23 protein-coding genes, 1 pseudogene and 1 other annotated feature are annotated in these 21,975 nt (G+C 36.5%); of the genes and pseudogenes, 7 read left to right on the top strand and 17 right to left on the bottom strand.

Annotation, left to right across the window (positions count from 1 at the left end; all coding sequences use genetic code 11):
* Window positions 1-177 precede the first annotated feature (177 nt).
* Window positions 178-1,197, top strand: a complete 1,020-nt coding sequence (locus tag FG383_RS08740; protein ID WP_142606938.1) for an NADH:flavin oxidoreductase/NADH oxidase — start codon at window positions 178-180, stop codon at window positions 1,195-1,197.
* A 383-nt stretch (window positions 1,198-1,580) separates the two neighbouring features.
* Here the strand turns inward: FG383_RS08740 and FG383_RS08735 are convergent, their stop codons facing one another.
* The 3 genes from FG383_RS08735 to FG383_RS08725 form a co-directional block, all read right to left on the bottom strand.
* A complete protein-coding gene (locus tag FG383_RS08735) occupies window positions 1,581-1,994 on the bottom strand; it encodes a GNAT family N-acetyltransferase (RefSeq protein WP_185907890.1) in 414 nt (137 codons plus the stop codon).
* A gap of 275 nt (window positions 1,995-2,269) precedes the next feature.
* Window positions 2,270-2,482 (bottom strand): hypothetical protein, encoded by a 213-nt coding sequence (locus FG383_RS08730; RefSeq protein WP_142606934.1) that lies wholly within the window; start codon window positions 2,480-2,482, stop codon window positions 2,270-2,272.
* A 297-nt stretch (window positions 2,483-2,779) separates the two neighbouring features.
* Window positions 2,780-4,432 carry a M20/M25/M40 family metallo-hydrolase gene (locus tag FG383_RS08725; RefSeq protein ID WP_142606932.1) on the bottom strand — a complete coding sequence of 551 codons (1,653 nt, stop codon included), beginning with the start codon at window positions 4,430-4,432 and terminating at the stop codon, window positions 2,780-2,782.
* A gap of 178 nt (window positions 4,433-4,610) precedes the next feature.
* On the opposite strand from FG383_RS08725, the gene FG383_RS21720 reads away from it, so the two are divergent.
* A complete protein-coding gene (locus tag FG383_RS21720) occupies window positions 4,611-4,856 on the top strand; it encodes a helix-turn-helix domain-containing protein (protein ID WP_221887517.1) in 246 nt (81 codons plus the stop codon).
* A gap of 303 nt (window positions 4,857-5,159) precedes the next feature.
* Here FG383_RS21720 and FG383_RS08720 read toward each other — a convergent pair whose 3' ends face one another.
* The 7 genes and pseudogenes from FG383_RS08720 to FG383_RS08690 all read right to left on the bottom strand — a co-directional run bounded on the left by FG383_RS08720 (window position 5,160) and on the right by FG383_RS08690 (window position 10,149).
* Entirely contained in the window at window positions 5,160-5,999 is an 840-nt protein-coding gene (locus FG383_RS08720; RefSeq protein WP_142606930.1) for a YitT family protein, read from the bottom strand.
* Window positions 6,000-6,074: 75 nt separating this feature from the next.
* Window positions 6,075-6,605 (bottom strand): DUF6886 family protein, encoded by a 531-nt coding sequence (locus tag FG383_RS08715; RefSeq protein ID WP_142606928.1) that lies wholly within the window; start codon window positions 6,603-6,605, stop codon window positions 6,075-6,077.
* Between the two features lie 47 nt (window positions 6,606-6,652).
* A complete protein-coding gene (locus FG383_RS08710; protein ID WP_142606926.1) occupies window positions 6,653-7,120 on the bottom strand; it encodes a GNAT family N-acetyltransferase in 468 nt (155 codons plus the stop codon).
* Between the two features lie 122 nt (window positions 7,121-7,242).
* A pseudogene (locus FG383_RS08705) lies at window positions 7,243-7,620 on the bottom strand (DUF4279 domain-containing protein); the annotation flags it as partial.
* A gap of 594 nt (window positions 7,621-8,214) precedes the next feature.
* Window positions 8,215-8,898, bottom strand: a complete 684-nt coding sequence (locus FG383_RS08700; RefSeq protein ID WP_142606922.1) for a hypothetical protein — start codon at window positions 8,896-8,898, stop codon at window positions 8,215-8,217.
* Window positions 8,899-8,995: 97 nt separating this feature from the next.
* Window positions 8,996-9,535, bottom strand: a complete 540-nt coding sequence (locus FG383_RS08695; protein ID WP_142606920.1) for an NUDIX hydrolase — start codon at window positions 9,533-9,535, stop codon at window positions 8,996-8,998.
* A gap of 38 nt (window positions 9,536-9,573) precedes the next feature.
* On the bottom strand, window positions 9,574-10,149 hold the full coding sequence (locus FG383_RS08690; protein ID WP_142606918.1) for a histidine phosphatase family protein: 576 nt from the start codon (window positions 10,147-10,149) through the stop codon (window positions 9,574-9,576).
* Window positions 10,150-10,277: 128 nt separating this feature from the next.
* Between FG383_RS08690 and FG383_RS08685 the strand changes: the two genes are divergently transcribed.
* Window positions 10,278-10,916: a cupin domain-containing protein gene (locus FG383_RS08685; protein WP_142606916.1), complete on the top strand. Its 639-nt coding sequence runs from the start codon at window positions 10,278-10,280 to the stop codon at window positions 10,914-10,916.
* 4 nt (window positions 10,917-10,920) lie between these two features.
* Here FG383_RS08685 and FG383_RS08680 read toward each other — a convergent pair whose 3' ends face one another.
* Window positions 10,921-11,355, bottom strand: coding sequence for a hypothetical protein (locus tag FG383_RS08680; protein ID WP_142606914.1), 435 nt, complete (start codon window positions 11,353-11,355; stop codon window positions 10,921-10,923).
* 128 nt (window positions 11,356-11,483) lie between these two features.
* On the bottom strand, window positions 11,484-12,362 hold the full coding sequence (gene hslO, locus FG383_RS08675) for an Hsp33 family molecular chaperone HslO (RefSeq protein WP_142606912.1): 879 nt from the start codon (window positions 12,360-12,362) through the stop codon (window positions 11,484-11,486).
* Window positions 12,363-12,660: 298 nt separating this feature from the next.
* Here hslO and FG383_RS08670 point away from each other — a divergent pair, with 298 nt between their 5' ends.
* Both FG383_RS08670 and FG383_RS08665 read left to right on the top strand, forming a co-directional pair.
* Window positions 12,661-12,825 carry an aspartyl-phosphate phosphatase Spo0E family protein gene (locus tag FG383_RS08670; RefSeq protein WP_142606910.1) on the top strand — a complete coding sequence of 55 codons (165 nt, stop codon included), beginning with the start codon at window positions 12,661-12,663 and terminating at the stop codon, window positions 12,823-12,825.
* A 103-nt stretch (window positions 12,826-12,928) separates the two neighbouring features.
* Entirely contained in the window at window positions 12,929-14,185 is a 1,257-nt protein-coding gene (locus tag FG383_RS08665) for a TolB-like translocation protein (protein ID WP_142606908.1), read from the top strand.
* A gap of 67 nt (window positions 14,186-14,252) precedes the next feature.
* Here FG383_RS08665 and FG383_RS08660 read toward each other — a convergent pair whose 3' ends face one another.
* From FG383_RS08660 to FG383_RS08645, 4 genes are all read right to left on the bottom strand, one after another.
* Window positions 14,253-15,335, bottom strand: coding sequence for an FAD-dependent monooxygenase (locus FG383_RS08660; protein WP_142606906.1), 1,083 nt, complete (start codon window positions 15,333-15,335; stop codon window positions 14,253-14,255).
* A 179-nt stretch (window positions 15,336-15,514) separates the two neighbouring features.
* Window positions 15,515-17,584: a catalase gene (locus FG383_RS08655; RefSeq protein ID WP_246096924.1), complete on the bottom strand. Its 2,070-nt coding sequence runs from the start codon at window positions 17,582-17,584 to the stop codon at window positions 15,515-15,517.
* 93 nt (window positions 17,585-17,677) lie between these two features.
* Window positions 17,678-18,430 carry an SDR family NAD(P)-dependent oxidoreductase gene (locus FG383_RS08650; RefSeq protein ID WP_142606904.1) on the bottom strand — a complete coding sequence of 251 codons (753 nt, stop codon included), beginning with the start codon at window positions 18,428-18,430 and terminating at the stop codon, window positions 17,678-17,680.
* Window positions 18,417-19,361: an MBL fold metallo-hydrolase gene (locus FG383_RS08645; RefSeq protein ID WP_142606902.1), complete on the bottom strand. Its 945-nt coding sequence runs from the start codon at window positions 19,359-19,361 to the stop codon at window positions 18,417-18,419. Before FG383_RS08645 ends, FG383_RS08650 begins: the two co-directional genes overlap by 14 nt.
* 120 nt (window positions 19,362-19,481) lie before the next feature.
* Window positions 19,482-19,693: a binding site (T-box leader), on the top strand.
* A gap of 49 nt (window positions 19,694-19,742) precedes the next feature.
* Here FG383_RS08645 and proC point away from each other — a divergent pair.
* Window positions 19,743-20,555 (top strand): pyrroline-5-carboxylate reductase, encoded by an 813-nt coding sequence (gene proC / locus FG383_RS08640; RefSeq protein WP_142606900.1) that lies wholly within the window; start codon window positions 19,743-19,745, stop codon window positions 20,553-20,555.
* A 140-nt stretch (window positions 20,556-20,695) separates the two neighbouring features.
* Window positions 20,696-20,842 carry a hypothetical protein gene (locus FG383_RS20870; RefSeq protein ID WP_185907888.1) on the top strand — a complete coding sequence of 49 codons (147 nt, stop codon included), beginning with the start codon at window positions 20,696-20,698 and terminating at the stop codon, window positions 20,840-20,842.
* A gap of 17 nt (window positions 20,843-20,859) precedes the next feature.
* On the opposite strand, the gene rnz is transcribed toward FG383_RS20870, so the two are convergent.
* Window positions 20,860-21,807: a ribonuclease Z gene (rnz, locus tag FG383_RS08635; protein ID WP_142606898.1), complete on the bottom strand. Its 948-nt coding sequence runs from the start codon at window positions 21,805-21,807 to the stop codon at window positions 20,860-20,862.
* Window positions 21,808-21,975 lie beyond the last annotated feature (168 nt).

Here is a 21,975-nt window from a genome sequence, read left to right as displayed (position 1 = left end):
TATATTCCTCCAATGTATGTTTATACGCAAAGTTAGTATTAATATACATAATGTAACATGATATATGTATAAATACAACTAATAATTTATAATTAAGCACAATATTTTTAATGGAAAATCAGATTAATTGATTCCTCAAAATGAAACGAAGATAATAGATGTAAGGAGCGTGATAAGATGAGTCATTTATTTTCACCTTTTACACTAAAAGGTCTTGCGTTAAAAAATCGAGTAGTGATGCCCCCTATGTGTCAATATTCCGTGGAAGCAAAAGATGGTATCCCAACTGATTGGCATTTTATCCATTATGTTTCACGTGCTATCGGAGGAACGGGTCTTATAATAGTAGAAATGACGGACGTAGAACCGGATGGTAGAATTACTGATTATGATTTAGGATTGTGGTCAGATGAGCAAATTCCTGCATATGAAAAAATAGTAAATGAAGTGCATAAACATAAGTCAAAAATAGGGATACAAATCGCACATGCTGGAAGAAAGGCTACAGATGCCAATCCACCGGTTAGCTCTTCTAATATTCCAGTAGCGGAAAATTGGAAAGTACCAAGAGCGCTTTCAACAGAAGAAGTAAAAGAAATGGTAATTAAATTTAAAGACGCAGCAAAACGCGCTGTAGCAGCTGGATTTGATACAATCGAGCTACACGGTGCCCATGGCTATTTAATCCATCAATTTCATTCCCCTTCTATTAATAATCGTACAGATGAATATGGAAAAGACTTATCTAAATTTGGAGTAGAAGTTATAAAAGCAGTACGTAGCGTAATGCCTAAAGAAATGCCCCTGCTTTTCCGCATTTCAGCAATCGAATATATGGATGGCGGTTACGACTTAGAGCATTCTTTAGAGATTGCGCAAAAGTATAAAGAAGCTGGTGTGGATGTTTTCCATGTTTCGAGCGGCGGAGAAGGACCTGCTGGGAAGATAAAACCTGCCAATACTCCTGGATATCAAGTTTCGTTTGCCCATGCATATAAAGAAGCATTGAATGTACCAGTTATAGCAGTTGGTATTTTAGAAGATGCGGCATTGGCGGAACAAACAATTGCAAATGGCGACGCTGAACTTGTGGCGGTGGGACGCGGCATGTTGAAGGATCCGTACTGGGCACTACATGCGGAAGAAGCGATTACAGGTAATGTGACACCACCTGAACCGTATAAAAGAGGATTTTAGTAACACTTCGCTATTCAATATGTTATAATTACGAGTGAAAAAGAGTATATTAAAAAAGACTGCTCGGTGCGACAACACCAAACAGTCTTGTAATAAAATAGTATCGCTTCAAAGGCGATCAGCAATTAGGACGAGTAAACCTTCCCATGCTTGCTAGGCTCAGGGGCGGTTTACTTTTTTTCTTTGGAAAAAGTAAGAATGGAAACAATCAAACCTGCGAACGCTATAGCGAACATCAAAGATTCAAATGTCGACATATGCAACACCTCCTCTCCCTATCCAAATAAATGAATAGTAAATCGGAAATGCTGACCGCCCATGAACACGCTATTCTACTACTTTCCCATTATATCACACATATGTTCCTATTTAAGGGAATAATATTATTTTGTCAATCTCATTAAGTTACTACCATTTACATCTGTTGAAAAGCCAAACTTCTCATAGTACCCAACTAATCTATCTGGACAATATAGTTCTACCCTATCTACATTTTGAACTAGAGGATGCTCTAATATACTTTCGATTAAAATTTTCCCGATACCATTATTTCTGAAATTTTCTTTCGTCATCACATCAAATATGAATGCTCTATATATAGTGTCTGTAATTACCCTTGCAAACCCTATTAATTCCTCTGTTTCACTATTTACTAATCCAATTACTACGCTACTATTCTCTACCATTTTTTTAATTTCTGAAAGTTCACGATGTTGAGTCCACCATTCATTTTTAAATAAATTATGTAATTCGTTTAAATGTCTTTCGCTTAATTCTTCTACCATTTTATAATTCATTAGACTAACCCCTCTTTGAAGTTCATATTTTGTGAAATTCCATGGACCTACCCACAGCAAAATGTTCATTTTCTATTAATTTCGCTAATTGTATATATCTAGAATTCCATTCAATTGGTTGCTTTCTACCAAATAGCTCTTTTTGGATAAACAATTCCTCTATCTACAAATGTGATTCCTTTTTAATTTTCAGCAACGAAAGTATGTTGCTTATCTTGATTCAAATGCCATAATTTATCTTATCGAATCTTTTGTCCAATTATTTCCATTCCCCTTTACTTAAAGGATTTTTGAAATAACATGAAACTAATATCTGCTAAAACCATGGACGTTGGTATCATGATCACAATTACTACGAAAGCTATAAGCTCGGTCATTGGATTAAACGGGACAAAAGCATTAAATATATACTGCATTAGTTTCCAAAGAATCATGAATATGACTACTGAAAGCAAAAGAAGAATTAGCTTAGCTATGATTTTCTTCATTGTTCCCCTCTTTTCATTAACGAACTACTGGAGCTATTAGTAGCAGTGGAGCCGAACATACTAGCTTCCTTTTAGTAATATCCGGAAAATTGAATATTTTTTCTGGATATTACTATAAATAAAATGAAAATTGCGATGCCTGGTAGTAGGCTATGCACACTAACTCCCCAAAAATGATGAAATCATTCGGTGGACGCTTGGAAAACTAAGCTATCCTAAATAAAACAATAGAATGTAGACAAACTCATTTTTTTAGTGTTTGTCTACATTCTTAAAAGTTTACTATTTAAAAGTCAATTAACCGATAAGTGTTTCAATTATTTCCTTCGTAATTGCCGGAATAACTTCAGTAGAATATTCAATCTCCATACGCTCATAGCGTTTGTGAGCATCATAACCATAAGGCCCGATATTAATAGCAGGTACATTGATTTCTCTTATATCTTCATAATTCACGTAATGCTTTGTACCCCAAGCAGGATTATTATTAATCACCGATTGGATAGATTTCTCATCATCTTTTAAAGCAACACAGCTCATATCGCAAATATAAGGAAAATAATTTTTAGAAACGATTGGATATTTATATTGTGACTGCACTTTTTCTATTGCTTTATCTAAAGCCGAAATCAAATTTTCTTCTTGTTTATTTTTCCCTGTAAGGTCTAAGCAAGGTGAATATAGGGATGAATAAAGTAAAATAATGGCTGGACTTTGATCCTTCATCCATTTCCATTCTTCTTCCACAACTCTAGCTGCGAACATTCTCGTATCCAAGCTATCATCTAATAGTAGTTTCTCTTTAAACTTATTCATATGCTTCACAAAAATTTCTCCATGTTCCTCTTTTAACGATTTGGTCATATCCTCATACAAAATTACACGTGATTTCCATGGTAATTGCTTGAAAGGTTGTTCACTTAGTTTACAAAAACTTTCATACCGTTCATTTAAAGTTTTGATAGCGTTTTCAAAAGCGAATACCGCTTGTTCCATAAGTTTGGTTAAGACCTCTTGCGGGGACCATGTATGCACGAAAAGGTTAAAATACACATATGCTGAAAGTGCTGTTTGCACAGTATAATTGGGTTTTAAATCCATTTGTTTCAAAGAAATTGGCGGTGCGGGTGTTTCCCCTAAATGTCTATCGCATAATTCGGGGTTATAGCTAATTTGTCTTGTCAATTCTGCTGCAATATAATTCGGATCCAACCCTTCGAAAGCAGAACCAACATGCGTTTCCGCTCCAGTTATGAAAAAAGAAGGCAGTAATTTCCCAACAGTTCCTTTGTAAATATAACGATTCACATCGCCGTCATATAAAGGAGCGACGAAATCCGAATTTATTAATGCTATATAATCAAAACTGTGCTCTTCTTTCCATTTTTTCAAATCTTTTAGACCCGATAAAACACCTTTGGAACTTACTTCTTCGTCACATTCTGAAAAGAAAACTAGGTTTCCTGCTAATTCTTCTGGGTGTTCAGCGAAATACTTTAGCAATGACATATGGCTAGCTACACCACTTTTCATGTCTAATACACCTCTACCAAAATACCATTCTCCCGATTCCAGTTGCTCTTTTACTAAATCTGGGAGTTTTTCATCGTGTAATTTTTTCATTAGTTCATCCGGTTTACATGCCACGTCTTTCAAATTTGTATAATCATCAATGCCAACTGTATCCAGATGACCCATTAAGATAATCGTTTTTTTACAACTTTTCTCTTTTGTTCCTTCTACAAATGCTAGGACATTATATCTGTCCAATTGGTCATCACTTGTTTTTGAAAGAATTACTTGGTCAGGTTTTTGGATAAAGTAAGGCATCTCGGCGATCATTTCATATATTTTCTTAGCCGCATCGATTTCACCTGGCGTTTCTACTATACTTTCAACACGAACAAGTTCTTCTGTCAATTTTAGTACTTCATTTTTTGTAGTAATCATACTTCATACTCCTTTTCTATTTGCTTTATGCTTGGGACTTTTATTTTTACGAAGAGAAGGCTTTCTTTTTTAGTTTTTTGCCTACTCCCCCCTTATCTAATCTATTCTCAACGTAATTGAGCAATAGAGTGAATATTAATACCAATGCTAAATAATAGAAACCTACAACTAATATAGCATGAATTTTGAAACAGAAAATACTTTAAGTGAACAATCACTTCCTCCATACCTTATATCATGTTGCACAGATGTTCATAACCCACCTAAGAATTTAGAATTAGTAGATGCAGAAAGAGAGATAATAACCGAAAAGCTTAATATCTATGGGTACAATTACAATGGTAAGCAAATGGTTGCAAAGGATTTAGGGATGATTATTCGAACACTTTATCGGAAGTTGGAAAAGCTTCAAATACTATCCTGATTAACTTTAACTCCAATAGAATGGCATAAAGTTATAATTTAATAGGTAAGAATTGTTGATTATGTAAGGGGCATCAAGAAGACTCCATTGCAAACAGCTTGAACTGAAGCCAATCCCTCGGAAAGCAAAGTGGTGGCCCTTGTCAGGTTTAAAATAAATTTATAGACCAAAATTGAATTTTTCTACAATCTGAAAAGGCTGTTTAAACAGCCTTTTCTCTTCTTTAATACATCTTAAACCTGCCTTCGTACCGCTTCTTTAATTTTGTGAGATGAATAGAAATTTTTTCCGATTATAATAATCTTACGTTTTGGAAATATCTAAAAATCCTTCTCCAAATACATCACGTACATCATGAATTGTTATAAATGCATTTTGATCAGTTGATCTTACAATTTTTTTGAGTTTGACTACTTCTTGTGTACTAATAACAATATAAAGAATGTCCTTTGAATTTTTTGTATAATATCCATGACCTGAAAGTACAGTTACACCTCTGTTCATCATATTTGTTACTTTCTCAGCTATTTCATCTGGTTTTTCTGATATAATGGTCACAGCTTTTTTAGGGTTTAATCCTTCAATAATGAATTCCATTACTTTGGTCGCAATATATAGCATAATAATCGTAAACATAAGACGTTCCGTACCAATAATAAAATAAGAAGAAAAGGCAACGATTAAATCGAAGAACAAAAGCCCATAACTTATGCTCCAACCAAAATATTTATTAGTAATTCTAGCGAGAATAGTCGAACCTGCAGTCGTACCACCAACTCGAATGATTAATCCAATACCTACCCCTGCAAAGATACCACCAAATATTGAATTGATCATCAATTCATTTGAAGAAATGTTCCAACTTTCTGTTACATGTAGAAAAAGTGATATAAATAAAACCGCAATTATCGTATAGACAATAGTACTCTTATTTAAGAACTTATAGCCTACTACAAGCAATAAAGTATTAATTATCAAACTTACTAGCCCCGGCGACCATTCAAAGAGATAAAATAATATAATTGTTATCCCTGTAACTCCTCCTTCACCAAGTTCATTAGGTATTACAAAGAGGTTTATAGCTAATGCAAAAATAAATGAGCCTAACAAAATAAAAAAAATATCCAAAATTTGTTTCTTCATAAATTAATTTCCTACCTTCTATGTATCTGTAAATCAGAATATGTACAAAAATGAGAATCTCTAAAATAATTCTACTTATTTACTCCCTAGTGCTGGCTGCGCGAATCTCATTCTACACATAGACCAATTCAATGTTGTCTCCTGTATTTCAAAATAAATGTCCCACAGGTTTTCAACCAAGCGTATTTCAACATTTCTTCTAAACTGCTCAGCAAATAAATCAGGTACTTTGAATTTATTAATAGGAATCTGCTTCTTTTCACAAATGAAATAGCCTGCATTTTCATCTAAAAGAGTAAATTCATTAGCATCAAACTCATACAAATATAAAGTAATATTTTGCATTACTTCAAACCACTTATGCTCTATTACAACAACATGGGGGCAAGACTTTGATGAAAAATAGGAAAGCTTGTCTGCCTCCGATGTATGCTCACCAACGTGATAACAAACACGCGGACAGTTTCTAGGGGTTAAAAAATTCGGCAAACACTTTTCATTTATAGCCCAAACAAGCCCTTTTGTAGAGTCTAAATCTGTTCGAGTAGGTATTCGTGGTTCAAAAAGCTTAATATCACTTTCTTCACTTACATGGAAAAGTCTCATATATGCCTCCTAATCGATTTTCAATACTACTTTCTCGTATGCTTATCTTAAGAAGGAAAAAATTCCATTGGTTCTTTACAATGTCTGTATCCGTTCTTTTTATAGTAGCTGATACTTTCGTCACTCGGCCAGACAATTATAAATTCATACTTCTTACTTTTCGCCCATTCGTTTATGAACTTGATCAAGTTACTTCCTATTCCTTTGTTTCTAAATTCCTGGACTGTAAAAACATTCGTCATAAATGCAAAAGGATAGGTTATTCTACCTGGTCGTGGTACTTTTTGTATTAATTCTATGTAGATATGGGAGACGATTTTTTCTTGTTCCTCTACTACCCAAATAAACCAGCTGCCACTACTTATTGCGTTCTCTAAAAAGGCTCGGAATTCCAATTCAAATAGTTCAAAGTCACTTTCTTCAAATGATTTTGTATCATGAGTTTCCAGCGTGAAGTCCCATCTCATTTGAGTTAACTGCTCTATATCCCTTCGTTCTGCAAATCTTATGTTCACTAGTTTCTTCCCTCTCTTCAATTGAGTTATTGTTATATGATGTAGATAACACACACAGTAGGACTGCCCGCAGTAGTTAATATCATAGGCTATTTTCTAACCCTTCTCCCATAAAATATGAACTATAATTCCTCTGGTTCACTATACGGATATGCATACAAATCAATATCAAAATCTGCACCAATGTCAGCAGCTAATTTACTCGCCTTTGTGTAAATGGGAAGTCCTGGAGAATAGCCATTATGTATTTCAATTACAATGACAAATTTAGCTACTAAATCATAATCTTTTTTTAAACATAATATGTCCTTCACTTTTGACTCCAATTTTTCAATAATAGGCATTAATACTTCATCCACATCTAACGTTTCTTTATAGCCCAAACCATATTTCCAAGTTGTAGAAAAATAATGTTTGTCGGAATTTAAAGGCAACGGTTCCCCTACTTTTGTAGTTTCAGACGGCTCGATATTCAATCTATTCGTTACTTCATCTATTGGAAAATCATCATTCCCTAAAAAGAAGTAAGCTTGAACTTTTGTTTTTTTAAAATTTAATCCTCCAGTTCACTTTTGTGATTCCACTAAACTTTTTAACTCAAAACAACTCTTTGACTTCCAACTATATCGACCGTTATATTAAGATGCATTTTTTCTAATTCATTAACACCATGTCTTATAAGTCCAAATGTAGTCACTTATTCTCCTCCTAGCAATTAGGCTCATTGAAACCGCTAAACTTACCAATATTATACTCTATCACCAAACTTTTTTAGTATTTTTTTTGTAAAACACAAAATATTCTTCATACAACCACTCCCCTTTTCAGGGTAAAACTGTTCTTTACAACTACACTAATCTTTTTTCTAACTTTATTTAAAGCAAAAGAAAGGCACCCTATTGGATGCTATACGTTAAAAATCAATATCATGAGCCTAAACATTTTTTAAAAATGGACCAACCGTTTACAGCTAGCACGACTTGCTGTTCACTTATATATTTAATACTGTTAGTTTGATCATTTACCGATGCAAACCCTGTTTTCTTTTTTTGTATATTGATCGAAAACCGTCTATGATGTTAAGTTCTTCCTAGTTAAAATTGCTCAGAGAAGTCTTTCGCTAACTTTTGACGCAATTCATCCTGGGTTTTCTCGTTATAAATCAATTCCTCCTCGAATAACTGCTTATATAAATACGGTTCCCAATCACCTATGAGGTGTGAATCAATTTTCACAACATGAATGGACTGATTGAAACTATTATAATAGCCATCAGCATCACTTGAAAGCGGACTATTTCGTAGGGTAGAAACGTCGTTATAAATCTCTATCATTAAAGGTTCCATTGTTTCATTGCCAAAAAGGGCATCAAATGACGATTTCTTTTCTTGAAGAAGTGTATCAAACTGCTCCACCGTGTCTTTGGCACCTGAAGGGTATAAATAGGTAATTCCATTTTTCATTTCCTTCTCTAAGTTTCTTTGCGTCGGTACATGAAAAAACGTGCTTGCTATTAAGCGCGATTTATCTTTAGATTCCACCCCCTCCTCTTCCAGTGCATACTCTAATATAGTATTCATTAATATAAATAAAGAAATAGATAGGGCTAGTAAGATCGAACCTACTAGTACAGCGGCCACTTCTATTCGATTTTGAAGTTTTGCTAATTTTACTTTCCCGCTAACTAATCCATAAATACTTGTAGCAAATAGGAACAAACATAGCACTAATACAAAAATCCCAGCTAAAATACTAGACTTTATGGAGAGATATAACACTAAATAGCTTGCCCCGGACAAGAGTGTAAAGAATAATAATGTACCTACTACTTTAAAAAAACGTTTTCATTGCTTTCTCCAATTCCTCTTTCTGCAATTATGTTAAGCGCGATTTAGACATATAATAAGCGCTCACTGTAAATAATTGATTTATCTCCTGATTCTCTATCATTGTTTCCATATCATTTAAGTCTACCAAACGTACATCTATGAATTCAGTAGGATCTAAAACTTGATCAAACGCTTTAAAAGCATCTAAGATCAAAAATGTTACCACTTTATTCGTTTGAGTTGCAGGATTAACATAGAATTCCCCTAGTAATATAGGCTCCTTTTCGCTAATAAACCCAGTCTCCTCCCTTACTTCTCTTACTATAGCATTTTCATATGTTTCGTTTTCCTCGGGTTTACCTGCAGGGATTTCTAAAAAGAAATCTTGTGCTGCATATCTAAACTGTTTAACTAGTACAATCTTTTTCTCTTTTGTAAGAACGATTGCATTGACCCAGTCAGCGTATTCGTTGACGTAATAATTCTTTATTATTTGTCCATCCGGGAGTTCACAATCATCTTTCCGTAAATTTCCGAATGGTGTTTTAAAAACATAGCTTGAATTGAGCATTTTCCAACTGTTCATTATCCTCTTCCTATCCATTAAATAGTCATTACCTTATGTCATTTCTTCGTAAGATGCGTTACTAGATTAAAGTCTACTATTTGCCATTTTTCTTGTTTAAATTGAATATTGCTCATACATGCATTTAGCAATTTAGTTTTCCCTGAACCTATTTCTCCATTTGATATATTGGCCAGTATGGCGTTAATTACTCCTCCGTGTGCGACAAGTAATACATTGCCTGCTGGATATGTTTCGTTTATTTCATGAAGGCCCTCTGTTATCCGATTATTTAAGGATATTCTATCTTCTTGATTAGGATATACTCTATCTGGATACGAGGAAGTTCTGCTCTTTAATGTCATACCCTCTGCATCCCCATAGCCCCTTTCTATAAATGTATCCATTTCAATAATAGGGACATTAATCTTTTTATTAATAATCATTGCAGTTTGTTTTGCTCTATTCAAAGGGCTTGTTATGATGACATCCCATTGCATATTCTTGAGGTATTCACCACAATCTGCCGCTTGTAATTTCCCGGTATTGTTTATCGGGATATCAGTTCTGCCCTGAAGTTTTCCTGCTACATTCCAATCCGTTTCTCCGTGTCTTACAATACAAATTTTAGTCATATTTATTCCTACTTTCTTGTAATTATTATTGTAAAAAGGCCATTTTCGCACAATATATCGGGCTTTTACATATGATGCAAAGAATGTGCCTATTAACACATTACAATTTATAAAAGGCAGGTTAAGCTATGGATACGCCAATTGACTACACCTCCCCATCGACCCAGTTCACTTTTGATGTCAATAAAAACCTTTTCTTTAAAAAAGATAATTTCAACTTTATGAATATTTTAGGTGTCGAACAGTTAAATACACTGGACAATTTATCATTGATCGATATTTTTCTTAGTACAAACAACAATATTGAACCCCATTACCATCCAAATGCTTCCGAGTTAGTATATTGTATTTCCGGTGCAATGGCTGTTTCTATTTTGAATCCATTTACGAAGCAATATCAACATTACACCATAACACCTGGCCAAGTGGCGAATATCCCCCAAGGTTGGTGGCATTACCAAATGGCTACAGAGGATCGGACTCATGTACTTGCTATTTTTAATGCATCCACGCCAGAAGTAATTCTTGGTTCCGATATTTTAAGATTAACTCCATCGAACATTATGGCACACACTTATTGTTTGGACGAAAATCAATGGAAAAAAGCGATAGAACCTATTACGGACTCCACTTATATTGGACCACCGAAAGATTGTCATCGAACACATGGAAGTAACGCACAGTATTTCCCTAATTATATACATCCTCACGGAAATCAGGGGTATCCAATGCAACAATATAGTCCATACAATCATCCACCTAGTTAACAAATTATCCTAAACTCTCCTCTGGATCACCTTCCAAAACGTCACTCAGAAAATAAACAACAGATAAATAGAACGGATAACTTATGATTTGTGCCAGCATGATTAGCCCCGTAACTGGTGCTGGGGTATCTCCGCGGTTCGTCATTGGAAATAAGTTTGCGAAGATATAAAGTAAAACGAATAAATAAGGTATCCAAAGAATGGCTGTCCAATATTTCAATTTTGTAGTCCGCAGCCATTTTTTATTGAAATAATAGATTAAAAAAGTAAGTAGTACAAAGCCAACAATATGTATAACTCCAGTCATTAAGTTTACAGAATCTGGTTCCCACCCACTTAAACGCCAAATTCGGTAAAAATTTAATTGGAGCTCAATAGAAACAAATAGAAAAAACGCATAGCAAGCACTAACTATATTTAATTTCCAAAAATAGCCCAATAATAAAGCCCCTTCCTACGTTTAGTAATATTCTCCATTTAATCGGGAGAATCCTTCAAAAACAGGAAGTTAATTTCCAACAAAAAGACTGTTTGACGAATGATCATCCAAACAGTCCAATAAATTTATTAAATTGTTTCCTCTAGTAATTGTTCCAAATGTTCTTTTGTAAATAAATAGTATTCATTACAGAAGTGGCATTGTGCTTCTGCTTGCCCGTCTTCTTCAATCATATCTTGGATTTCTTCTTGTCCCAAACTAATAATAGCACTTGCGATTCGTTCTCTTGAACATTGACACTGGAATCGAATTGGCATTTTTTCTAGTACGGTTACATTATCCTTTCCAAGAACCTCCAATAACATTTCTTCTGGCGTATATCCACCTTCTACCATGGAAGAAATAGAAGGTATTTGTTGTAAGCGACTTTCTATAAATTGAATCGTTTCATCATTGGTCCCTGGAAGTAATTGAATAATAAAACCTCCAGCCGCGTGAATTGTATAATCTGCGTTCACAAGCACACCTACTCCTACGGAAGAAGGTGTTTGCTCCGAATTCATAATATACGAAGTGAAATCTTCTCCAATTTCACCCGTTTCAATTGGTACTTGGCCAACGAATGGCTGATTCATTCCTACATCCTTCGAAACAGAAAGTGTGCCGCTCGTTCCAACCGCGCGACTTACATCTAATCTCCCCGACTCTGCCACTTCAAAATGAGTTTTGGGGTAGGATACGTATCCACGTACCTCGCCTTTTGCATTTGCATCGACAAGTATCGTCCCTATAGGACCACCACCGTCAATTTTAATCGTCAGTTTTTCTTCACCTTTCATCATAGCACCTAAAATAGCACCCGCCGTCATGGATCGACCAAGTGCAACAGAGGAGGTTGGAAGTGTTTTGTGCCTTCTTTGTGCTTCCCCAACAGTTTCAGTTGAGCGTATTGCATATGCTCGTACTTGGTCATGAAGGGCAATTGCTTTTACTACATAATCTGTCATCTTTTCGTTCTCCCTTTATGAAATGTTTATATTTCAGCTTTCTTTATTCTACTAACTTTAAGCGATTTTCTTGAAAAGTAAACAAAATTAACTTAAGCCTGGAAGCTTAGGTAGTTAAATAAATACAATAGGCTTTTAGTCTTTTTATTAATTATGCATCTACTTTGTGACGAATTTATGAACTTCTTCATATTTTTCACCATACGACAAAATTTGCATTTTGAATGTACTACAATGAAAAAGTTGGTTCTGAAAACCATTTAGTAGCGTATATAAAATATTATTTGGAGGAAAGATCGTGTATAGAATACTTGATGAAAAAACGTTGTTGTTACAAATTGCAATTAAAAGAAAAATTATGTACAGAAAAGCGAAAAACTATGGATTTACGCATCCGACAGTTGTAGAGTGCAGCCAAGAACTAGACCAATTACTAAATAGATATCAAAAGATCGCTTCATAAACAAGCAAACAAAACCGATTTACCTTCCTTAAATGGATCGTAGTCGGTTTTAATTTTGGATAAGTATTTAAAGACCGGGAAACCTAATTCTAGAGGTGACAATATGGCAAAAATTCTTCAGTTACTTATTATCTTCTGTTTACTTTCTCCATCCATAATTAGAGCTGAAACGGACACTTCAAGTGTAAAAGTTGCATTTGAAAGAGACGGCTATTTATGGATTAAAGCCAATAACAAAGAAATGAAAATAATGAACGAGAAAGCTACGTACAATTATCCTCCAGAGTGGTCATTTGACGGTAAAATGATTTTATATCAAAAGGAAGTGCCCGGTAACTTAATCGATTCCAAAAATACTTCCAATGAATTATGGGTTTATACGATTCAAACGAAAACGCATAAAAAAATCTTTTATGACGGCTATAGCCCTAAGTGGTCACCTACTGCGAATATTGTTGCTTTCATGGATGGTGGCGTCTTAAATGTATCCAATTTACAGGAATTTAATAACATCGCATTAGGTGTCGACAGTTATGAATGGCAACCAAGTGGGAAAGGATTCATTGCTTCGTCAGGTGCTGATCTCCGTCCAGATGGATGGACAAATCCAGTACTATATAAAATCGCTTTAGCAGATAATTATATGGACAATAAAGATTTGACGAAAAATGTGAAAAAGCTGTTTGTTATTCCAAAGGAGATAGGTACAGAAGAAGTGAAAATCATTTCGATAAACGCTAATTCATTTCATTATTCGCCAAATGGGCAATGGGTATCCTTTAGAGTATCACCTACTGCATCTTGGGCAATGGATAGCGATATGCTTTGTGTTCTTTCTGCGGATGGAAAACAATTTAATGTGATTGATGAGATGGCTTTAGGATTTGATTCAAAATGGGCATTTAATAGAAACTACCTTGGTTATATTGCTGGAGGTGGAAGGATTGTATATGGGTTTAAAAACAAAGACTTAAAAGTTACCGAACTTCCTTCTTTTCTTACGTTGGATCTGACACCTGAAAAGTATGTGGACATGGGTTTTTCATGGATGAATGACGATTCGTTTGTTGTGTCTAGGGTACCGGAAACGGAATGGTCCAATGACCCTGAAAAACGGCCACAGCCTTCTTTATACTTTGTTCCGCTTTCTGGAAACGAACAAGTTAGGATAACTACACCTCCTAAAGAGAAAGGCGATTACAATCCAATATACCTACCTCCTATTAATAAAATTACGTGGTCCAGACAAAAAGAGTTACCGGATAATACAGCCGAGTTATGGATTGCGGACCCGAACGGCGGCGACGCAAAAGTTTGGATAAATAATATCGGTGTCTATAGTTTTTTTCCAAAGAAATAAAATAACGCACCGCTATACAAACGGCTAATTAATTTAGCCATAGTTAGTATAGCGGTGCGTTATATTTTTAAACAACGACAACAAAATTCGAAGCAAATGTCTGCTCTTTCTCTATTTGAATCGCTTGTAACTTCTCTACTTCTATTTTTCTTTGATTTGCACAATCCATATTATCCAATTGAGAGATATAATTTTTATTAATAAGAGTTGCTAAAAATTCTGCATCTTTCAAAGAGCTGTTTAGGCCAAAAGCTCCGGTTGGTGTCATCGTATGCACAGCGTCCCCGATTAATGCAACACCGTTTTTCCCCCAGCTTTCACTTGTAGAACTGAATACATCTAACAACACGAAATCTTTCCACGATTGAATAGAGTTTCGCACCGTTTCTTCTAATTCCGGGAAGGCGTCGATGAGTTGGTCAATAAAAGGAGTAAATGGTTGCTTGCGTAACTGTGGAAATGAGCCCTCTTCAATATTCCAACCAATTTGGATAAAGCCCTTTGCTTGAGTGAATAGCGATAATTGTTTATCACCAATTAGTGCCATTCTTATCGAAGGTTCCCAATTATCCGGAGCAGGGATTCTTGCCCAAAGTAGGTCAAACCCATGTTTTCGAATCGTCACATCAATTTCCGCCTTTTTTCGAACGGTGGAGTAGCGACCATCTGCTCCAATAATAAGTTGACTTGCAATGACTATTTCTTCTCCATCTTTTAACGCTCGAACTCCATTAAAATGGCCCGATTCATCCTTTAACAATTCGACAACTTTCGTATTCATCATCGAAATATAAGATGGATATGCTTCTGCTGCTTCTAACAATATCGTTAACAAGTTTATTTGTGGAACATGTATGCCTAAATGTCCTACTTGCGGATCTGGTAAAATCGTTTTAAATGGTTTCCCGTCATGCCAATACTCTAGTTTTTCCATGCGAAGTAAACCTAATTTTTCTATTTTCTCCAAAAGACCATATTGTTTTAAAATCGCTTCGCCTTCTTCGTTTAAATGCTCCCCACGAAACGCCTTTCCAACAGTCGGATGCTGTTCAAGTAGCAAAACAGATACATTTTTCTTCGCAAGCAAATACGCAAGCAATGCCCCACCTGGTCCAGCTCCTACAATACATACATCTACGCTATAATTCACTTCATAATCCTCCCGCTATGGAACATTAACTAGTCTTAAGTCAATTTATCCAACAAAACATCTAACTTACCTATCGTAAGTAAGTATATAATTACAATCACAGTTAGTCAAATGACAGACAAATAGCAAAAAGCCGCTCCGTATTTCTTGCTGGGGCGACTTATAACATTCTATCATATCTATTGATAAATATCTCTGTCCCAAAATCGTTGTTGTGTAATCGCTTGGACGAACATCTTACTGAAGTCAGCGTTGTTAGTAGCAAACACAATTCCAGGTCCTGCCTTTGCACTTGATGCATCGAAAAATGGCACTCCTGTTGTTGCAACACCAATGGGTTTGTAATGTTTGAACGCTTCATCTATAAAATAAATTAAATCTGAATTGAATTTCCCTTGATTTTCAGCCGTTCCTCCAACTACATATAAAGCGTCGAATAGTACAGGAGCTGTCGTGAGGAAAGTTTCATTCACTCGAACTTTAAAGCGATCTTTACTCCTGATTATGCCAAATTTCTCCGCAACAATCGTAAACTGTACACCATAGCGTCTGAGCGTTCTGACTACTGATTCCACTTCATCCACATCAAATCCATTGCCAATGAGCACAGCAACTTTCAATGTTTGGGGGACTCTTCTCGTATTTGCTTGACTCAGTGCAGGGGAAGAAGCAGTTACTTGAGATTGCTGTCCAGTTGGTCTATTCACGCCTAAATTGTCCGCAATAATACTCGCCATTTCAAAATCGACATGTGCGAACATATCCACTACTTGCTGCCTAACATTGCGATCATTAACTTTCCCTACTTCAAATGAGAATGCATTTATAATATGCTGTTTTTCTGGAGGAGACATACTATTCCAAAAAAGTCTTGCTTGTGAAAAATGATCTTTGAATGACTCACTTCTTGCCTGTATAACTCGCCCTTCCACTTTTTGTGCGTAGTGGACAAAGCCACCTTCTTTTGCAGTACTAGTGGAAGGTGTATTGTTTGCAAGAGAATTTTTGTGATAGCTCACTTGCCCGACATTAATCGACTGGCGACTAAATCCATTACGCTGATTATTATGGAACGGACAAATAGGACGATTAATAGGGATTTCTGTAAAGTTTGGTCCACCAAGTCGTAATAATTGGGTATCAATATAAGAAAATAACCTACCTTGCAACAGTGGATCATTCGTGAAGTCAATCCCAGGCACTAGATTTCCCGGATGGAATGCCACTTGCTCTGTTTCTGCGAAAACATTGTCAACATTTCGGTTTAATGTCAGCTTGCCGATTATCTTAACTGGCACTATTTCTTCTGGCCATATTTTCGTAGCATCTAAAATGTCGAAGTCAAACATGAATTCATCCGCTTCATTGATCATTTGCACACCAAGTTCATATTCGGCAAAATCACCATTTTCAATTGATTCCCATAAATCACGGCGTTGAAAATCAGGATCTTTCCCTGCAATCTTTTGGGCTTCATCCCAAACGAGCGAGTGGACTCCGAGTAGCGGCTTCCAATGAAACTTCACAAACCTAGCTACCCCTTCTGCATTAACGAATCGAAAAGTATGGACCCCAAAACCTTCCATTACACGAAAGTTCTTCGGGATAGTGCGATCTGACATATGCCACATGATCATATGCGCTGATTCTTGATTGTTCGCGACGAAATCCCAAAAAGTATCATGCGCAGAGGCTGCTTGTGGCATCTCATTATGCGGCTCTGGTTTTACTGCATGAATAAGATCCGGAAACTTTAACGCATCTTGGATAAAAAATACAGGGATATTATTGCCAACAAGGTCATAATTGCCTTCTTCGGTATAAAATTTCACCGCGAACCCGCGAACGTCCCGCACCGTGTCGGAAGAACCTGAACTTCCAACTACATTTGAAAATCTAGTAAATACAGGTGTCTTCGTTCCGGCTTTTTGCAAAAAGCCAGCTCTTGTGTATTCCGTCATCGATTCATACAATTCAAATTCCCCGTGCGCAGCGTAACCCCTTGCATGCACTACCCTTTCTGGAATTCGTTCATGATCGAAATGCGTAATTTTTTCTCTGAAGTGGAAATCCTCCATAAGCGTTGGTCCACGGACACCAGCTTTTAGCGATTCTTCATCGTTTGACACTTTTAGGCCTTGATTGGTCGTCATCTTTTTCCCGTCATTATTCACTCGAAACTGTTCTAATTGACGATCCTTGCTATTTTCATCCACTTTTCGTTTATCATTTTCCGGTGTTTTATCCACCAAATCCCCTTTCTAGTATTGTTGTTTCGTTCATTAAGCTCCATCTATACTATATGTAAGGAAGAAGGTACTTATTAATAAAATGATTAATTTCTACTTTTTATTAAAAAAACCTTTTCCTAGTGTTTCTACTGTCTTAGGAAATACTGCATACAGTTTGCTCGTTATACGCATATACGCTGGTAAATCTATATCTCTAACTGGGTTTTCGATTGTTTTCACGATAGCTTCGACCACTTTTTCAGGAGACAAAAGATGTTTGCTTAATTTATTCCTGTAGCTACCGGTTTGGTCAGCTAAATCTAAAAATGGCGTGTCGATTGGTCCCGGATTGATGGTTGTCACGTGAATGCCGAATTCTTTCAATTCCATGCGCACCGCATTTGCAAATCCAAGAATCGCATGTTTGGAAGCTGCATAGACAGACGCTTTTGGAGTCGCAACTTTCCCCGCTTGCGAAGCAACGAAAATTAGATGCCCAGTCCTTCTTTTTTTCATTTTCGTTGCAAAAAATTTGGTCAGTTTCATCGGTGCAAGTACATTTACTTGCATCATTTGATCCATTTCTTTCTCTTCTAACTCGGTCATATATGCGAAAGTTCCTACACCAGCACAAAGTATGACCGTGTCCGGCGTACCCATTTCCTTAAACACCTCGTCAAACGATAAGTCTAAAGTTAAGTTGGCTTGTATTGTATGTATGCCTAGCAGATGTAATTCTTCTAGTACTTGTTGGTTTCTTCCGGTTGCCCATACTTCATGTCCTTGTGCTTGAAGTTTTTTGGCAAGCAAAAGCCCGACGCCACTTGTAGCGCCGGTAATACATATTTTCTTAAGCTTGCTCATACAACAAAATCCCTTTCTCATTACGATGTTCCATAATATAGCCGTTTTCCAGTAAATAATCGACTTGCCCTATTGTTTCGGACAGCGTTAATCCTAGTTCTTTTTCATAAACTTTTGGGAAAAGCGCTTGGGTAAGTTCAAAAATTGTTTTTTCCCCGTCTTTCATCATATCTAGTACTTTCAATGCTCGTTCTTTTTGTTTTTCCAGTCTTGTCGTGAGAAGGTCATATACATTAAACACTTCGTTGCCATGTCCACTATATATTTTCTCTACTGGTAGTTCTTGAATTCGTTTAAGCGATGCATTATATTGTAACATTGATTTTGCGCGTTTTCCTTTATTTAACGGTGGTTCAATTAGTGGGTTCGATGAAATTTTCTCCAAAATAAGATCTCCACCGATTAAAACTCTTTCTTTCTCTGCCCAAAATGATAGATGACTTTGCGCATGACCTAATGTTTCTAGTACGGTAAATTCAGGATGTCCAGGTAGCATGTCACCATCGTTCAATATTTTATCGATTGGTCGATTTCCGATAAGCTGAAGTGGTCTCTTCATCTTTTCTACCCAGTGTAAATAGCTTTCTGGTACTCCCTCTTCTATCAAACTTTGCATATAAAATTCATTGTGATACTGAAAAAAATCTTCATTTTTTTCTAACCATGGTTGGTTATATGCATGGCCTAATATCGTAGCCTTGTCAAAAGCATCTACCCAGCCAGAATGATCTGGATGATGATGGGTTAATAGCACTTGTTCAATATCTGTTGGTGCATAACCCGCTTCTTTTATCCCAGCTAAAAGTGCTTTCAGAGCTTCTTCCGTTTTTGGTCCTACATCTACTAATGTAAGTGCATCCCCTTTGACTAAATATGAATTTACATCCCCAACTGCAAATGGAGTCGGCACGCTAATTTTATGTATTATCATGTAAAATCCCCTTTGTTATGAATAGCTATTCATTCCATTGTACCGCTTTTTTTACAAGACGTCACTAAATTGACGTTGACTTTTCTGAAAATGCAACATATAATTTCTTTAATTCAGAAAATAAAAGCCAAGATGAAGAATAGTACATATATGATGGAGTACTAGAGAGTGAAATGACCCGCTGCAAGTTTCACCTCCCGCTCATATGTCGAACCTACTTCGGAGCTACTATGTAAACATAGTCGTGCCTCCCGCGATAAGGAGGAGTAAGTTGTGCCGATTTTTCGGCAAATTTAGGTGGTACCGCGGAGACAAGCGTTTTCGTCCTTATTTATAGGGACGGGAGCGCTTTTTTATATGACCAAAAGGAGTGGATTGTACATGTCGAAGATCGTTTTTATCGGAGCTGGAGCAATGGCGGAGGCAATTATCAATGGCTTGACGAAAGAGGAGAAGGTTCTTCCTGCGCAAATTCATGTGACCAATAAATCAGATATTGATCAACTGGAGCATTTGAAACAAACGTATAACGTACAGATCGTGTGCGAAGAAAAAAAGGCGATAACAGAAGCAAACATTATCGTTCTAGCAATGAAACCGAAAGATGCAATTGATGCATTTGGGGAAATTGCATCTTATTTAAATGAAGGAGCAATGATCATTTCCGTTATTGCGGGTGTATCGATCCAAACAATCTCTACCCATTTAGGAACTCGACCTATTGCACGTGTTATGCCAAATACTTCTGCAGCCGTTGGATTAAGTGCGTCTGCTGTTAGCTGGAATGACCTTGTTTCAGAGAAATCGAAACTGGAAGTTATTGATATACTAGAGGCAATTGGTTCAGTGAAAGTAGTAGACGAAGAAGATTTACATGTGGTGACGGCACTTGCTGGTAGCGGCCCTGCTTATTTATACTACTTTGCAGAACAATTTGAAGCAGCTGCTGTACAGCATGGATTGACTTCTGCCGATGCTCGTCAACTATTCATCCAAACAATGGAAGGTGCAGCACAAATGCTGAAAAAAGGCGACGTGGAACCATCTGAACTGCGAAGAAAAGTAACAAGTCCAGGCGGCACAACAGAAGCAGGCGTTGAACAGTTAATACATCATAAAGTAGACGAAGCAATATTTGCATGCATTGATGCCGCTCAAAACAAATCTCGTGTTCTTGGAAAGCAGTACGAATAATAGTGGGAGAAATTGGCTAAGGGAAACCAATTGGCATTGGAAAGCAACCAAATGAGATCTTGGAGCAACCATTTCATCTGTGATAGCAACCATTTCTCCCACATAAGCAACTAAACACCTAGAAAGGCGTGTACTACCGAATGGATAATTCTTATTTTGTCGGTTGGGGTACCCTTACCCTTATAAACGCAGGAATCGCACAAGGAAGTGGTTTGAATTGGTTCCTTTTATCACTTATTATCGGACCAGTTGCAACGCTTAGTTTAGTCATACTTGAAAAAAAATAAAAAGATTCCGAGTGATACTACTCCCTCGGAACCTTCTTTAACTCTCCATTTACCCAATCAAATTCAGCAAAATCATCCGCAACATAAATCGGAAACTCATAATGTTTGACTTGAGCAATCATGTCTTTTATATCAGATGGCATAAATCTTGCACTTATATGATTGACTATCAAGTGCTTTGCCCCAGCTTCTTTACAAACATTTGCTGCATCCATGATGGTTGAGTGCCCGTATAGACCCGCAAGTTCTGCCGTGTCTTGATCAAATGTCCCTTCATGCACGACAATGTCGGCACTTTGACTTAATAATATAGCGTTCTCGCAAAATTTTGTATCCCCTAGAATGGTCACTTGAAATCCTTCTTTTAGTTCCCCTGTTACATCAGAGCTCCTTACGATACGTCCATCAGCTAATTCTACATCTTGTCCTTCTTTTAACTGCTTCAATAATGGACCTCTTGGTACTCCTAGTGCATCCGTCTTCGCTATCAGAAGTTCTGGAGGAAGGGCTTTTTGCGTCACTTTATACCCAAAACAAGGGATAACATGTTCAAGCAACTTTGCTTCGACGATAAACTGATCATCTTCAAAAACAATGCCTTCTTCGATTTCGATAATGTTCAGTTTATATTTGATATGTGTTTTCGATGTAGCAAGCGTCAATTCGATCCATGCTTTTAATCCAACTGGTCCATAAATCGTTAGGGCTTCATCCCCACCTAAAAAAGAACGGGAGCCGAGCAAACCAGGCAGTCCGTATATATGATCCCCATGAAGATGCGTGATAAACAGCTTCTCTAATTTTCGCGGTTTCAATGTTGTATGTAGAATTTGATGTTGTGTTGCCTCTCCACAGTCAAACATCCAAAATGTTCCCCGTTCATCGAGTAATTTCAATACAGTGGCAGTTGTGTTGCGCTGTTTGGAAGGCATTCCCGCACCAGTACCTAAAAATAATAGTTGCATCCTCTCACCTACTTTCGTAATCATCCAAGAAAATCTTTTCGAAAATCCATTTTAAATTCTCATAAGACTTTCTCTTTTACTTTAATTCCTTTTATACTACCTTCTCGGAACATGTCTTGCAATAGATTACCGTATGAAAAGCATCAGGAAACAACTATGCCAATAAAA

The organism is Psychrobacillus soli, from assembly GCF_006861775.1.
GTDB lineage: Bacteria > Bacillota > Bacilli > Bacillales_A > Planococcaceae > Psychrobacillus > Psychrobacillus soli.
Note: the sequence above shows the minus strand (reverse complement) of the source record. Positions and strands in the feature narration are given on the sequence as shown.

Excerpts from the sequence above, each read along its gene's own strand:
- FG383_RS08735 (WP_185907890.1), bottom strand. The coding sequence starts at position 1,994 with ATGAATTATAAAATGGTAGAAGAATTAAGCGAAAGACATTTAAACGAA.
- FG383_RS20870 (WP_185907888.1), top strand. The coding sequence starts at position 20,696 with ATGGATAATTCTTATTTTGTCGGTTGGGGTACCCTTACCCTTATAAAC.
- FG383_RS08645 (WP_142606902.1), bottom strand. The coding sequence starts at position 19,361 with ATGATAATACATAAAATTAGCGTGCCGACTCCATTTGCAGTTGGGGAT.
- FG383_RS08650 (WP_142606904.1), bottom strand. The coding sequence starts at position 18,430 with ATGAGCAAGCTTAAGAAAATATGTATTACCGGCGCTACAAGTGGCGTC.
- FG383_RS08715 (WP_142606928.1), bottom strand. The coding sequence starts at position 6,605 with ATGAGACTTTTCCATGTAAGTGAAGAAAGTGATATTAAGCTTTTTGAA.
- FG383_RS08695 (WP_142606920.1), bottom strand. The coding sequence starts at position 9,535 with ATGAACAGTTGGAAAATGCTCAATTCAAGCTATGTTTTTAAAACACCA.
- FG383_RS08730 (WP_142606934.1), bottom strand. The coding sequence starts at position 2,482 with ATGAAGAAAATCATAGCTAAGCTAATTCTTCTTTTGCTTTCAGTAGTC.
- proC (WP_142606900.1), top strand. The coding sequence starts at position 19,743 with ATGTCGAAGATCGTTTTTATCGGAGCTGGAGCAATGGCGGAGGCAATT.
- FG383_RS08690 (WP_142606918.1), bottom strand. The coding sequence starts at position 10,149 with ATGACTAAAATTTGTATTGTAAGACACGGAGAAACGGATTGGAATGTA.
- FG383_RS08720 (WP_142606930.1), bottom strand. The coding sequence starts at position 5,999 with ATGAAGAAACAAATTTTGGATATTTTTTTTATTTTGTTAGGCTCATTT.
- rnz (WP_142606898.1), bottom strand. The coding sequence starts at position 21,807 with ATGCAACTATTATTTTTAGGTACTGGTGCGGGAATGCCTTCCAAACAG.
- FG383_RS21720 (WP_221887517.1), top strand. The coding sequence starts at position 4,611 with ATGAATTTTGAAACAGAAAATACTTTAAGTGAACAATCACTTCCTCCA.
- FG383_RS08685 (WP_142606916.1), top strand. The coding sequence starts at position 10,278 with ATGGATACGCCAATTGACTACACCTCCCCATCGACCCAGTTCACTTTT.
- FG383_RS08665 (WP_142606908.1), top strand. The coding sequence starts at position 12,929 with ATGGCAAAAATTCTTCAGTTACTTATTATCTTCTGTTTACTTTCTCCA.
- FG383_RS08740 (WP_142606938.1), top strand. The coding sequence starts at position 178 with ATGAGTCATTTATTTTCACCTTTTACACTAAAAGGTCTTGCGTTAAAA.
- hslO (WP_142606912.1), bottom strand. The coding sequence starts at position 12,362 with ATGACAGATTATGTAGTAAAAGCAATTGCCCTTCATGACCAAGTACGA.
- FG383_RS08725 (WP_142606932.1), bottom strand. The coding sequence starts at position 4,432 with ATGATTACTACAAAAAATGAAGTACTAAAATTGACAGAAGAACTTGTT.